Source organism: Catenulispora subtropica (assembly GCF_039531675.1).
Taxonomy (GTDB): Bacteria; Actinomycetota; Actinomycetes; order Streptomycetales; family Catenulisporaceae; genus Catenulispora; species Catenulispora subtropica.
Window position 1 is genome coordinate 1 of the sequence record NZ_BAAAQM010000059.1, and the last position, 13,338, is coordinate 13,338.

The 13,338-nt window shown below is 71.7% G+C and carries 12 protein-coding genes; 5 read left to right on the forward strand and 7 right to left on the reverse strand.

What is annotated here, in order from left to right; all coding sequences use genetic code 11:
• Nucleotides 1-297 precede the first annotated feature (297 nt).
• The 3 genes from ABD466_RS35895 to ABD466_RS35905 all read left to right on the forward strand — a co-directional run bounded on the left by ABD466_RS35895 (nt 298) and on the right by ABD466_RS35905 (nt 4,672).
• Entirely contained in the window at nt 298-1,851 is a 1,554-nt protein-coding gene (locus tag ABD466_RS35895; RefSeq protein WP_344661716.1) for a hypothetical protein, read from the forward strand.
• Complete coding sequence (locus ABD466_RS35900) at nt 1,848-2,837, forward strand: hypothetical protein (RefSeq protein ID WP_344661717.1); 990 nt, start codon at nt 1,848-1,850, stop codon at nt 2,835-2,837. Before ABD466_RS35895 ends, ABD466_RS35900 begins: the two co-directional genes overlap by 4 nt.
• 302 nt (nt 2,838-3,139) lie before the next feature.
• On the forward strand, nt 3,140-4,672 hold the full coding sequence (locus ABD466_RS35905; protein WP_344661718.1) for an aldehyde dehydrogenase family protein: 1,533 nt from the start codon (nt 3,140-3,142) through the stop codon (nt 4,670-4,672).
• A gap of 88 nt (nt 4,673-4,760) precedes the next feature.
• Here ABD466_RS35905 and ABD466_RS35910 read toward each other — a convergent pair whose 3' ends face one another.
• The 3 genes from ABD466_RS35910 to ABD466_RS35920 form a co-directional block, all read right to left on the reverse strand.
• Nucleotides 4,761-5,141 carry an RNA-binding S4 domain-containing protein gene (locus ABD466_RS35910; RefSeq protein ID WP_344661719.1) on the reverse strand — a complete coding sequence of 127 codons (381 nt, stop codon included), beginning with the start codon at nt 5,139-5,141 and terminating at the stop codon, nt 4,761-4,763.
• Between the two features lie 94 nt (nt 5,142-5,235).
• Nucleotides 5,236-5,673 (reverse strand): VOC family protein, encoded by a 438-nt coding sequence (locus tag ABD466_RS35915; RefSeq protein ID WP_344661720.1) that lies wholly within the window; start codon nt 5,671-5,673, stop codon nt 5,236-5,238.
• 34 nt (nt 5,674-5,707) lie between these two features.
• Nucleotides 5,708-6,343: a pyridoxamine 5'-phosphate oxidase family protein gene (locus ABD466_RS35920; RefSeq protein WP_344661767.1), complete on the reverse strand. Its 636-nt coding sequence runs from the start codon at nt 6,341-6,343 to the stop codon at nt 5,708-5,710.
• A 127-nt stretch (nt 6,344-6,470) separates the two neighbouring features.
• Here ABD466_RS35920 and ABD466_RS35925 point away from each other — a divergent pair, with 127 nt between their 5' ends.
• On the forward strand, nt 6,471-7,130 hold the full coding sequence (locus ABD466_RS35925; RefSeq protein ID WP_344661721.1) for an HAD family hydrolase: 660 nt from the start codon (nt 6,471-6,473) through the stop codon (nt 7,128-7,130).
• Nucleotides 7,131-7,153: 23 nt separating this feature from the next.
• On the opposite strand, the gene ABD466_RS35930 is transcribed toward ABD466_RS35925, so the two are convergent.
• Both ABD466_RS35930 and ABD466_RS35935 read right to left on the reverse strand, forming a co-directional pair.
• Nucleotides 7,154-8,122, reverse strand: coding sequence for an MBL fold metallo-hydrolase (locus tag ABD466_RS35930; RefSeq protein ID WP_344661722.1), 969 nt, complete (start codon nt 8,120-8,122; stop codon nt 7,154-7,156).
• A gap of 98 nt (nt 8,123-8,220) precedes the next feature.
• Nucleotides 8,221-9,153, reverse strand: a complete 933-nt coding sequence (locus ABD466_RS35935) for a YihY/virulence factor BrkB family protein (protein ID WP_344661723.1) — start codon at nt 9,151-9,153, stop codon at nt 8,221-8,223.
• A 141-nt stretch (nt 9,154-9,294) separates the two neighbouring features.
• Between ABD466_RS35935 and dnaN the strand changes: the two genes are divergently transcribed.
• On the forward strand, nt 9,295-10,797 hold the full coding sequence (gene dnaN, locus ABD466_RS35940) for a DNA polymerase III subunit beta (protein ID WP_344661724.1): 1,503 nt from the start codon (nt 9,295-9,297) through the stop codon (nt 10,795-10,797).
• 111 nt (nt 10,798-10,908) lie between these two features.
• Here the strand turns inward: dnaN and ABD466_RS35945 are convergent, their stop codons facing one another.
• Complete coding sequence (locus ABD466_RS35945; RefSeq protein WP_344661725.1) at nt 10,909-12,045, reverse strand: hypothetical protein; 1,137 nt, start codon at nt 12,043-12,045, stop codon at nt 10,909-10,911.
• A 118-nt stretch (nt 12,046-12,163) separates the two neighbouring features.
• Entirely contained in the window at nt 12,164-13,144 is a 981-nt protein-coding gene (locus ABD466_RS35950; RefSeq protein ID WP_344661726.1) for a zinc-binding dehydrogenase, read from the reverse strand.
• Between the last annotated feature and the right edge of the window lie 194 nt (nt 13,145-13,338).

Genomic DNA, 13,338 nt, shown 5'->3' on the forward strand with positions numbered 1-13,338 from the left:
ATGGTACTGCCAGGGGGACCTGGTGGGAGAGTAGGACGCGGCCGGACTAAATTTCGACGAAGCCCCCTCCGGGATGACCGGAGGGGGCTTCGCTGCGTTTGGCCCTTTCTTCTCGATTGCGGGAGGATGGACCCCGACTCATAACAGGAACAGGAGCGCATCACATGTCACCCTCTTCGGACCGTCGCCCGGGCCGCTCCGACCGGGACCGGGACCGGGGCCAGTCCCCGGGCGGCGGCGACAACCGCCGTTCCCACGACGGCCGTCCCCAGGGCGGTCGCGACAACCGCGGCGGGTATGGCGACCGCGACCGCGACAACCGCGGCGGCTACGGTGACAGGTCCGGCTCCCGCGACGGCCGCGGTGGCGGCTACGGTTCGCGCGACGGCCGCGACTCCGGCGGCCGTGACTCGCGTGGTGGCTACGGCGACCGGCAGGGCGGCGGCTACTCGGGCGGTCGTGGCGGCGCCGGCGGACGTGGCGAAGGCGGTCGCGGATCCGGGTATGGCGACCGCGCGGGCTCGGGTGGTCGTGACGGCCGCGGGTACGGCGACCGGCCGGGCGGCGGCGGACGTGACGGCGGCGGGCGTGACGGCCGTGGCTATGGCGACCGGCCGGGTGCCGGTGGGCGTGATGGCCGTGGCTCTGATCGGGGCGGATACGGTGCGCGGGACAGCCGCGGCTTCGGCGAGCGTGGTTCGGACTCGCGTGCCGGCTCGCGTGGTTATGGCGACCGGCCTGGTTCCGGCGGGCGTGACGGTCGCGGCTACGGGGACCGTGCCGGTTCTGGCGGTCGCGATGGCCGCGGGTACGGCGACCGGGATTCCCGTGGTTTCGGCGACCGTGGTGGCTCTGGTGGGCGTGACGGTCGCGGCTACGGGGACCGTGCCGGTTCTGGCGGTCGCGATGGCCGCGGGTACGGCGACCGGGACTCGCGTGGGTTCGGCGAGCGTGGCGGTTCCGGCGGGCGCGATGGCCGTGGCTTCGGTGAACGTGGTTCGGATTCGCGTGGTGGCGGCTCGCGCGGTTATGGCGACCGGCCCGGTGGCGGTGGGCGCGACGGCCGCGGCTACGGCGACCGGGACTCGCGCGGCGGCTACGGTGACCGCGGCGGTTCGGAGTCGCGGGGCTACGGCGACCGCGGTTCGGACTCGCGTGGTGGCGGCTCCCGCAGCTTCGGCGACCGGCCCGGCGGGCGCGACGGCCGTGGCTTCGGCGACCGGCCCGGTTCTGGCGGGCGTGACGGCCGTGGTTACGGCGACCGGGACTCTGGCGGGTTCCGCGATCGTGACTCGCGAGGCTACGGCGACCGCGGAGGCTCCGGCGGCCGCGACAGCCGTGGGTTCGGCGACCGCGATTCGCGTGGCTACGCCGACCGTGGCTCGGACTCGCGCGGCTTCGGCGGCCGTGGTTCCGACGCGCGCGGCGGGTACGGCGAGCGGGCGCGTGGGTTCGACCGCGATGCGGAGCGTGGTGGTTCGCGCTACGGCGAACGTTCGGGGGCACGCGACGGCCGTGGGCCGAGCGATCGGGACTCCCGTGGACCCGGCGGCCGTGGGTTCGGTGACCGGGAAGGCTTCGCCGGGCGTGATGGCCGTGATGGGCGTGGACCCAGCCGTGGTGGTGCCGGGACGCGTGACCGGGACTCGCGGGGCTTCGGCGACGGGGGTGCGCGCGGGTACGGCGAGCGCTCGGAGTTCGTCGACCGCCGGTCCGGCGCGCGGGATGAGCGTGGTCCCGGTTCGCGGGACGACCAGGGCTTCGGGCCCCGGGAGGACCGTGGCGGGTTCGACAGCCGTGAGGGTGGCGGTGCGCTCGTCGAGGAGCAGGAGCGTGAGGAGGAGCTGGTGATCGAGGCGGATGCCACGATCGACCAGCTCGACAAGGACATCCAGGACGAGCTGGCGCAGTTGCTGCGGTCCAAGGCCGCGGTGATCGCCGGGCATCTGGTGATGGCCGGGCGGAATCTCGATGAGGATCCGGAGCTGGCTTATCGGCATGCCCGGACCGCTATGAAGATGGCGCCGCGGTTGGCCTCGACGCGGGAGGCCGCCGGGTTGGCCGCCTATCTCACCGGGCGGTACTCGGAGGCGCTGGCGGATCTGCGGACGGTGCGGCGGATCACCGGGACCAATGACCACTGGGCTGTGATGGCCGACTGCGAGCGGGGCCTGGGGCGGCCGGAGCGGGCTTTGGCGATGGCGGCGGCGCCGGAGGCCAAGACGCTCGACAAGGAGACCCAGATCGAGCTGCGGATGGTCGCAGCCGGGGCGCGGTTGGACATGGAGCAGCCGGATGCCGCCGTCGTGCAGCTGCAGGGTGCGGATCTGACGCCGGCCAAGGTGCAGCCGTGGACCGCGCGTCTGCGCTACGCCTATGCCGAGGCGCTGCTCGCGGCCGACCGGCAGGACGAGGCGCGGGAGTGGTTCATGCGGGCCGCCGACGCCGACACCGAGGGTCTCACCGACGCCGCCGAGCGCGTCGACGACCTCGATGGCATCGCCTTCGATGAGTACGAGGACGAGCTCGACGCGGAGGACGGCGCCGAGGACGCGGACGGCGAGGACCTCCAGGACGTCGACGGCGACTTCGAGGACGAGGACGAGGACGAAGAAGTCGAAGAAGTCGAGGACGACGAGTTCGACGACGAGGATGAGGACGACTTCGAGGACGAGGACGACGACGACGAGGACGACTTCGAGGGCGAGGGCGAGGGCGAGAACGACGACCTGAGCGCCCAAGACGACGCCGACGCCGACGCCGACGCCGGCCCCGCTTCCGAAGACGAAGAAGACCGCGAAGTCTCCGACCGGAAGCGCAAGTCCGTCGAGGACTGACCCGCGCCACCCGATCGCTGATCAGCGATCATCGATAGCCGATCACCGATCACCCCAGCCGCCCGTCGCCGGTCATCAGACCGCGTGCCGGGCGGTTCGGCGTTTCCGCACCCTTCTCCGCGCCCTGAACGGCCCGAATGCGTGACTGCCTATTGCCCCCGGCCGTTTCCAGGTGAAGGATCGGAATCACCGACGTTACCCGGCGGTAGCGATCGGGCGGACACCCTCCGCGCACGCGTTCCGTCCAGTCCCGTCCCCGACCACCATCCACTCCCTCCTCAGTACGGAAGAGGCAGTCAGCCATGAGCGATCAGGGTTCAGCCAACGGCGCGGCTGTCGGCGTCCTCGAACCGGACGCCCCCAGTTTCGTCTCCTACGACCCCGCCGGCGGCGGCGAGGTCGCCACCTTCCCCCAGATGACCGCCGAGCGGGTTCGCGCCGTCGTGGACGAGGCGCGGCAGGCCGCCGCCTGGTGGTCCGCGCTGACGTGGGCCGAGCGGGAGCAGCGGCTGCGCAAGTGGGCCGGAGTCATCACGCGCGGCCACGAAGAGCTGTGCGAGCTGGTGCACCGGGAGAACGGCAAGCCGCGCGACGACGCCTTCCTGGAGGTGTTCCTGGCCATCGAGCACATCGGCTGGGCCGCCGGTCACGCCCGGAAGGTGCTGCGCCCGCGGCGCGTCGGCACCGGTCTGCTGATGGCCAACCACGCGGCCAGCCTGGAGTACCAGCCGCTGGGTGTGGTGGGCGTCATCGGCCCGTGGAACTACCCCGTCTTCACCCCGATCGGTTCGATCGCCTACGCGCTGGCCGCCGGCAACGCCGTGGTGTTCAAGCCCTCGGAGTACACCACCGCGATCGGCGAGTGGATCGTCGACGCCTTCGCGCAGGCCGACCCGGACGCGCCGCATCAGGTGCTGCGGCTGGTCACCGGGACCGGACCGACCGGGGCGGCGCTGTGCGAGTCCGGTGTGGACAAGATCGCCTTCACCGGGAGCGCGCGGACCGGGCGGAAGGTGATGGCCGCCTGCGCGCCGTCGCTGACGCCGGTGCTGATGGAGTGCGGCGGCAAGGACGCCATGATCGTGGCCGCCGACGCCGACCTGGGCCAGGCCGCCGACGCCGCCTTGTGGGGCGCGATGTCGAACGCCGGTCAGACGTGTGTCGGCATCGAGCGCGTCTACGTGGTGGACACGGTGAAGGACGAGTTCGTCGCCGAGCTGTCCGCGCAGATCCAGAAGCTGGCGCTCAAGCCGGGGGACGGTCCGGGGGCCGCCTACGGGCCGATGACCATGCCTTCGCAGGTCGACGTGGTCCGCCGCCACATCGACGACGCGCTGGCCAAGGGCGCCACCGCGGTCGTCGGCGGTGCCGGGTCGGTGCGGGCTCCGTATGTCGAGCCGACGGTGCTGCTGGACGTGCCCGAGGAGTCCAGCGCGGTCCGCGAGGAGACCTTCGGCCCGACGATCACCGTCAAGGGCGTCAAGGACGTGGAGGAGGCCGTCACGCTGGCCAACGCCACCGCCTACGGTCTCGGCTCGTCGGTCTACGGCCGGCGCGGCGCCATGACCGTCGCCCGCCGCCTGCGCAGCGGGATGACGTCGGTGAACGCGGTCATCGCCTTCGCCGGCGTGCCGGGTCTGCCGTTCGGCGGGGTCGGGGAGTCCGGCTTCGGGCGCATCCACGGCGCGGACGGGCTGCGCGAGTTCACGCGGCCGAAGGCGATCACCCGGCGGCGGTGGTCGACGCCGTTCGAGCCGACGACGTTCGCGCGGAACCCGAAGACCATGACGATCTTGAAGAAGTACGCCATGGCGCGGTACGGCCGGAAGAAGTAGCGGCGGACGCTGAGCCGCCGGCCGACGGGATGATGCAGCGATTCGCGCGGCCACGGTGGTTTCGCGGCGCGGAAGTGCCAGCGGGGGGTCAGCGGCCCCGGAGCCGGTCCATGTCCCGGCGCTCGCGCTTGGTGGGCCGTCCCGCGCCGCGCTCCCGGACGGCGAGCGGGGCGAACAGCTCGCGGGGCGGGGGCGGCGGGCTGTTGTCGACGTAGCATTCGGCGGCCGCCGGCGCGCTGACCCGCTTGCTGATCAGCTTGCTGACGACCACCACGCGCTCGCGCTGATCCTGGCGGACCCGCACCTCGTCGCCGACCCGGACCAGGTGGGAGGGCTTCACGCTCTCGTTGTTGACCTTCACGTGGCCGCCGCGGCAGGCGTCGGCCGCCATGGAGCGGGACTTGGTCAGACGGACCGACCAGATCCAGCTGTCCACGCGGACCGGGGCGGCGGCGTCGGCGGAAGTCATGAAACGACTTTACGCCGCTGCGGGTCTGCTGCGGGTCTGCTGAGGGCGACTCAGGCTGGCCCGAGCCGGTTCGAGGCTGCCGGCTCCGGTCAGCTCAGTGCAGGCACAGCTCGTTGCCTTCGGGGTCGGTGATCGTGACCCAGTTCGACGGGCCCTCCTGGCCGCGGTGCAGGAACGTCGCGCCGCGGGCCGTGAGACGCTCCAGCTCAGCCTCGACGTGGTCCTGGCCCACGTCGAGGTCCAGGTGGACCCGGTTCTTGACCGTCTTCGGCTCGGGGACCTTCTGGAAGAGGATGCGGGCGCCGGGGCCGGCGGTCCTGCCGTCGGGGTGCACGACCGCGGCGCCGTCCCGCCACACCAGGACGCCGTTGTGGGTCTTGGTGTCGGCCTCGTCGGCGTGGCCCTCGGCGATCATCTTGCGGATGAAGTCCTCGTTCGAGGGCTCCACGTCCCAGCCCAGGGTCTCGGCCCACCAGTCGGCCAGGGTGTGTGGATCGGCGCAGTCGACGACGACCTGGAAGGAGAGCGGCATGGTCCGACGCTAGCCGAAAGTGCTGCCTGGCGCGCTATTTCACCGCGCCGTAGAGCTTCTGTTCGTAGCCGGCGCCGTAGTACTCGATCAGCTCCTCCAGCGACTCGCGGGTCTCCTGGACGGACTTCACGATGACCGCGTGGTGCGGCAGCTGCTCGGGCTCCCACGTCTCCGGCTTCCAGAGCTTGGAGCGCATGAAGGACTTCGCGCAGTGGAAGAAGATCTGCTCGATGTCGACCTCGATCGCCAGGATCGGGCGGTGGCCCTTGACGACCATGTCGTCGAAGTAGGGGGCGTCCCGGACCAGCTTGGCGCGGCCGTTGACGCGCAGCGACTCCGAACGGCCGGGGACGACGGAGATCAGACCGACGTGCGGGTTGCTCAGGATGTTGAGATAGCCGTCCGCGCGGCGGTTGCCGGGGCGCTCGGGGATGGCCACCCGGCTGTCGGACAGGACCTTGACGAAGCCGGCGGGGTCGCCCTTGGGGGAGACGTCGCAGTTTCCGTCGGCGTCCGAGGTGGCGATCAGGCAGAAGGGGGAGGCGGCCAGCCACTGGAGGTCGATGGGGAGCAGACGGGTGCGCTCCTTGGTGACGGCGCGCTCCATCGGCTCGCCGAGCAGGGCGCGGAGCTCGGCCGCGGTGGTGATCTCGGTGCTGGGTTCGGTGATGGTTTCACCGGTGGGTTCGGTGGACTCGGTGGTCACTGCGCTCGCGGTCTCTGTCACGGCGGCCTCCCCTGGCGCTTCATCGGATGATCAACCTGCCACCAGGGTAGCGACGGCTACGATCGAGGCCATGGGGCGGCTGGCATTGTTCGATCTGGACGACACGCTCATCGCGCTGGCACCGGCCTTCCGGCGCTTCGCACGGGACTTCGCGCGGGCGCGAGACCTGCCCGCGGGAGCCGAGGAATGGCTGGTGGAGGCGTGGGGCCCGTACCAGCGCCGGGACGCCTACTTCGCGGTGGTGCGGGAGCGGTTCGGGCTGGCCGAACCTGTGGAGGAATTGTGGGCGCTCTATAGGCGACGGATGCCGGAGTTCGTGGCACTGCGGGACGAGGTGCGCGACGGGCTCGTCGCACTGCGGAAGGCCGGGTGGCGCCTGGGGATCGTCACCAACGGCGAGGCGGACAACCAGCTGGGGAAGATCGAGCGGACCGGCCTGGACCGCTTGGTCGACGCGGTGGCGGTGTCCGGAGCGCTCGGGGTGCGGAAGCCGGACGCGGAGATCTTCCGGGTCGCGGCCGAGGGCGCCGGGTGCGCGCTGGCGGACGGGGGCTGGATGGTCGGGGACAATCCGATCGCCGACGTCGGTGGCGGGGCCGCGGCCGGACTCCGGACGGTGTGGATCGACGCGTCGGCGGACGCGCGGGGGTGGACGGACCCGGTGCCGGCGGACGCGCGGGCCGGGGACGTCGTTCAGGCGATCGGTGGGCTGCTGGAGCCGGGGTCGTGAAGCCGGAGTCGTGAAGCCGGTCGTCAGCCGGCGCTCGCCGCGTCCGCCATCGGATGCTCCCACCCGTCCTGCTTGTTCAGGTACATGTTGATCCCGACGATGTTCGACGCGTACGACGACAGCTCCTCGAACTTCGTCTGCGTCTCGGCGTTCGCCTGTTCGACCGGATACCGTGCGGCGGTCTTCTCGCGGACCATCTCGATGGCGTGGTCCAGGTCCAGGCGGCTGGTGCGGGCGTCGCGGACCAGTTCCACCCACAGCCGGACCTCTTCCTCGGCGCGGTCGAGGGTGTCGGCGACGTCGCGGACTGGGCCGTAGTGGCTGAAGAGCAGGCGGGTCGGGCGCAGGGTGCGGAACTTCTCCAGGGAGTTCAGGGCCAGCTCCAGGTCGAAGTCCGGTGGGGGTGTGCCGGGGCGCACGTCGCCGGGCTGGTCCGGATCGTCGCTGGGGATGTAGAGGCCCGCGGCGTCGCCGACGTACAGGTCGCCGGTCAGGGAGTCGATGAGGCCCACGTGGTGGCGGGCGTGTCCGGGGGTGTGGTGGGTCTCCAGGCGGCGGCCGCCGCCCAGGTCGATCGCGCCGATCTCCTCCACCGCCCGGACCCGGTGCGCCTCGGTGGGCAGCAGCGGGCCGAACACGTCGTCCATCAGTGATCCGAACACCCGCCGGGCGCTCGCCATCAGCCGGGACGGGTCGACCAGGTGCCGCGCGCCGGAGGCGTGGACCACGATCTCCGCGTTCGGGAACATCGCCGCCAGGTCGCCCACTCCGCCGGCGTGGTCCAGGTGGATGTGCGTCACGACGATCGTCCGCAGGTCGCCGGGTCCCACCCCGAGCGCGGCCAGCGCGTCGCGCACCACCGGCGCGGACTTGCCGGTGCCCGTCTCGATCAGCGCCGGATGCTCGCCGAGGATGGCGTAGCCGGCGGTGATGCCGGTGTGGCCGGACATGAGGGTGTCGATCTCGTGGACGTCGGAGCCTAGATTCGTCATGGAAGTCCCGGGCTAGTCAGGGCGAGTGCTGATACCAGGGGACCGTAGCAGCATGAGTGGCGAAGCGATCGGTAGGCGCCCAGACCGCGCTTCGCCGGTCAGCTGCCGTCGCCTTTGCTCAGGTGCTCACGGGCCAGCTGGGCGTCGAACTCCAGGCCGAGGAGGATCGCCAGGTTCGAGAGCCACAGCCAGAGGAGGAAGACGATCACGCCGGCGACTGTGCCGTAGGTCTTGTTGTACGAGGCGAAGTTCGCGATGTACGCGGCGAAGACGCCGGACAGGATCAGCCAGAGGATGACCGCCAGGGCGCTGCCTGGTGAGATCCAGTGGAAGCGGCGGCCTCGGATGCTGGGTGCGGCCCAGAAGAGGAGGACGATCATGGCGGCCACCAGGAGGACGAGGATCGGCCACTTCAGGATCGACCACACGGTGAGGGCGGTGTGGCCCAGGCCTATGATCTCGGCGGTGCGTTCGGCCAACGGGCCGGTGAAGACCACGATCACGACGCTGATCGTGGAGGTCACCATCATGAGCAGCGTCAGCCCTATGCGCAGCGGTGTGGTCTTCCACACGGGCCGCTTCTCGCGGGCGTCGTACACCACGTTCGACGCCCTGATGAACGCCCCGACGTAGCCCGACGCCGACCACAAGGCTCCCGCCACACCCGCGATCGCCAGCGTCCCGCCGGTGTTGCGGCCGGCCCGGACCTGCGTGATGGCGGTGCGGAGGACGTCGCGCAGCGAGCCCGGGGCGAGCTTCTGCACGTTGTCCAAGACCGTGTTGGCGGCCGAGGAGCTGATGAGGCCGAGGACGGACACGGCCAGCAGCAGCGTCGGGAACACCGCCAGGAAACCGTAGTAGGTCAGCGCGGCGGCACGGTCCAGCAACTCGTCCTCGCGGGACGCCGCCCCAGCGTGTTTGAGCACTGACATCCAGCCTCGCGCCGACCGCCGCTCGGGCTGTGCCGGCTCCCGCCCCGCCGCCTTCGCAGGCTTCGGGATCGCCTTCGCCGCCTCGTCTCTCCGCCCCATCCACAGGTTTTATCCGTTTCAGCGATCGTGACACAAGCGACGCCGGCCTCCGCGATGCCGAATCAGACAGTGGAGACGCCTACGATGGCTCGTCGTCGGTCGGGGGGCGGCCGTCGGACCGAATCCATGGAGGGGCACTGCGTGAACCGAACGAAGGCCAAGGCCGCCGCGCCGATACCGGATCTGCACCTGGAGTGCGACCGGACGGCACTGCTGGCGGCACTGGTCGCGGCCACGTCCGCGCTGCCCGCCCGGCCGGCCTCCCCGGTGTTGGCCGGGGTGCGCTTGGACGCCGCCGACCGTGAGCTGGTCGTCTCAAGCTTCGACTACGACGTGTCCACGCGGATCCGGATGGACGCCTCGGTTCTCAGCGCCGGAACGGTGCTGCTGGAAGGCAAGCGGCTGCACGATCTGCTGAAGAAGTCGCGGGGCGAGTCGGTCCGGATCTCGACGGCCGGGGCGAAGGCGATCGTGGAGCCGGGGCCGTCCCGGTTCGAGCTCGGCACCCTGCCGATCGCGAAGTACCCCGCGCTGCCGGACCTGCCGAAGCCCGGCGGCACCGTGTTCGTGCAGCAGTTCCTCGGCGCGGTGCGCAAGGTGCTCCTGGCCAGCGGGCCGGGCCCGATGTCGATGCTGGCCGGCGTGCGGTTGGAGTTCGGTCCGGACACCCTGACGCTGGCCGCCACCGACCGCTACCGGCTCACCGTCGCCGAGATCCCGTGGTTCCCCGACGATCCCGAGGCCGAGCACGCCCCGATCCTGGTTCCCGCCTCCATCCTGAAGACGATCGCGGCGCGGTGGAAGGCCGCGACCGGCAGGACGCGGATCGGGAACGGCAGCGCCGAGACCGTCGGCGTCGTCGGATTCGCCCACGGCGCCGAATCGTGCACCGCCCGCTTGCTGGTCGGCGAGTTCGTGAAGTTCCGGACGCTGTTCGCGCCCGACTACCCGCTCGGCGTCGTCGTGGAGACCGCCCCGCTGAAGGCGGCCACCGAGCTGATCACCCTGGTCGCCGACGGGACCGCCCCGGTCGAGCTGGCCTTCGCCCCCGGGGAGGTGGTCGTCGCGACCGGCGGCGGCGACGCGGCCCACGGCTCGGAGTCCGTGCCGGCCCTCTACGACGGTCCGCCCTTCTCGATGTCCTTCAACCCCGGCCACCTCCTGGACTGGCTGGGAGCCTCCGGCCGCGGCTTCGTCCGCATCGCCATAGCCCGCCCGTCGAAACCGGTCGTCCTGACCGGCCACGACACCCCGGTCGCCACCGACGACGACGGTGTCCGCTATCTGATGATGCCGAAGACCGCTGCGGGGCTGACGGCGAACCCCGACCCGCCTCTTCCCGACTATCTCAGCGGCCGGCCGATGCTGCCGTGGCACGTCACCGAGTATGTCGCAGAGCTCGGCGACGGTTGCCAGGTCCGAGCCCTCCGCCAAGCCCGGACCTCCCGGAAGGACATCGCCGCGGCGCTGGAGCAGCTGGCCAACCCGCTCTACCCCGGCGGCGTCGCCGACCGGCCCGGAGCGGTGCTGCTGCGCAATCTCGCCGTCGAGGCCGACGTCTTCGCCCGGTGGGCCAAGGGCGCCAAGGGTGCGTCACCTGCCTGCCGCGCGGGATGCGCCCACGACAGCGGTCGCAAACGCTGACGTCCTGCCGGACAGCCGGGTGGCAAGAGTCCGGCCTCCCGCAACGGGGTGCCGTTGCAGGAGGCCGCAGAGTGGCCGGCCGGCGTTCGGATCAGCGCGCCCGCGTGCGGATCAGCCGTTCGCGGTGAGCAGCAGCGGCTGGAACGGACTGGTCTCGTCGGCGTTGTAGGCGCCGCCGACGACGAGGCCGTGCGCCGTCGCGGTCATCGAGTAGGGCGTGGAGTCGATGCCGACGGTGGGCAGGCTCAGGGAGTGCCAACCCCGGCCGTCCAGCTGTTCGCCGTAGGGCTGGCCGGTGTTCTTGTCGTAGCCGACGACCGCGACGCCTCCGGGGGTCGGCGCGGCGGCGAAGACCACGCCGGTGCCCGGGGCCGGGACGGTCTTCCAGCTGTGGCCGTCGTAGTGCGCGACCAGCGGGTGGCCGCGGTCCTTGTCGTCGAGCAGCGTGCGGCCGGCGGCCCACACGTCGTTCGGGCCGGCGGCGACGATGGTGTTGAACTCGCCGTACAGGCCGGTGCCGGGCACGGTCGGGCGGGTCCACGTCCGGCCGTCGTAGTGCAGCACGACCGGTTGGTCGGTGCCGTCGGCCATGACGCCTGAGGCCCAGATGTCGCGGGGCCCGGTGGCGGTGATGCTGTACAGCTCCGCGTCGGGGATGCCGGCCGGGAGCTTGACCTGCCGCCAGGCCTGGCCGTCCCAGTGTTCGAGCAGGCCGGTGTCGTAGGACTCGTCGCCGCGCATGCGCTGGGTCCAGCCGACGGCCCACGCGTCGCGCGGGCTCACAGCGGCGACGCCGAGGAAGCCGGCGGACAGCGTGCCGGCCGGGACCGGGGCGTCGACGGTGCGCCAGCTCTTGCCGTCCCAGTGCTCGGTGAGGATCGGCCCGTGGGCGTCGGCGTCGTTGTCGCCGACCAGCCACACGTCGCGGGCGCCGTCGGCGGACAGGGCGTTGATCCGGCTCGCCACACCGTCGGCGGGCGTGGCGATCCGCTTCCACCCGGTCCCGGCGCGGTCGTCGCGCGCCAGCAGCATCGGGTTCAGGATCGAGGACTTGCCGTCGGTCGTCAGCTGGAAGCCCGCGGCCCAGGTGGTGTGCTGGTCGATCCGGGTGAGGGCCAGGACGTTGCCCGACGCGACCGGAGCCGGGTCCTGCCGCCAGGTGTCGGCCGCCTGCGCACCGCCGACAGACGTCACGGCGAACGCCGCGGTGGCCAGCAGCGCGGTCGCCAGTCTTTTCGCAGAGCTCATTGATTTGCCTCCTTCAAGGTGGAGGCGTCGATGCAACACCTCCATGCCTGACGACGCCACAGGCATGGGAGATGTTGCACACGATGTGTCAGGCGTCGGTCATCAGGACGCCGCCTCGTCAGCTGATCTCGATCACCATCTTCCCGCCGGCCGTGCCGGACTCCATCACCCGGTGCGCCTCGACGACGTCTTCGAAGCCGAAGACGCGCGGCGGCCGGACGCGCAGACCGCCGGACCGCACCTTGGCGAAGATCTCCTGCAGCGGGACGGCGCCGAGCGGATAGTCCGGCGTGCCCAGGACGAAGGCGCTTCCGAAGAAGCTGAACTGGACGCCGGTCGGCAGGTCGGTCAGCGGGTTGAAGTCGGCCACCGGCGCCAGCCCGCCGAGGAAGCCGAGCTGGCAGACGCGGCCGCGCGACGCCGCGCAGGCCAGGGAGTCCCGCAGGACGCTGTTCCCGATCAGGTCGGCCAGGGCGTCGACGCGGAGGCCGCGGTCGCGGACCTGCGTCGCGAGCGCGCCGTCGTCGATCAGGACGGTGTCCGCGCCCAGCTCCTTGAGAAGCGCGGCGCGCTCGGGGTTCCGGGTGGTCGCGACGACGGTGGCGCCGAGGTCGGCTGCGAGGTCCACGACGGCCTGGCCGAGGGCGGAGGTCGCGCCGCGGACGAGCACGGTCTGGCCCGCGCGCACCCGGAGGTTGCCGGTCAGCGCGCTCCACGCGGTCGCGTACACCTCGGGGAGGGCCGCCACGGTGGTCCAGGGCAGGTCGGTCGTGATCGGGACGACGTTGGCCGCCGGTACCGCGACCAGCTCGGCGTAGGAGCCGTTCCTGGTACGGCCCATACCGCCGAGGATCGCCACGACGGACGTGCCCGGGGCCAGGGTGCCGGAGGGGTCGGCTTCGACGACGCCGGCGGCCTCGATGCCGGGGACGTCGGCGACCTGGCCCCAGGCGCCGGAGCGCATGTAGGCGTCGGCGTGGTTCAGGCCGGAAGCCCGGACCCTGATGAGCACCTCTCCGGCCGCGGGGACCGGATCCGGGAGCTCGGCGACGGTGAGGACCTCGGGACCGCCGGGACGGGAGATGGTGATGGCCTGCATGGCAGGGGTCACTCCATTCTTGAATAGGTGCTCAAGTATTGAGCCCGAGAAGAGCCGCCGGCGGGGGCCGGCGGCCTGACGGACGCCCGCGGCGGGCGTCCGGGTGGTGCAGAGATGGTGCAGCGATGGTGCGTAGGTGGTGCGGAGGTGGTGCGGAGGTGGTGCGGAGGTGGTGCGGAGGTGGTGCGGAGTGG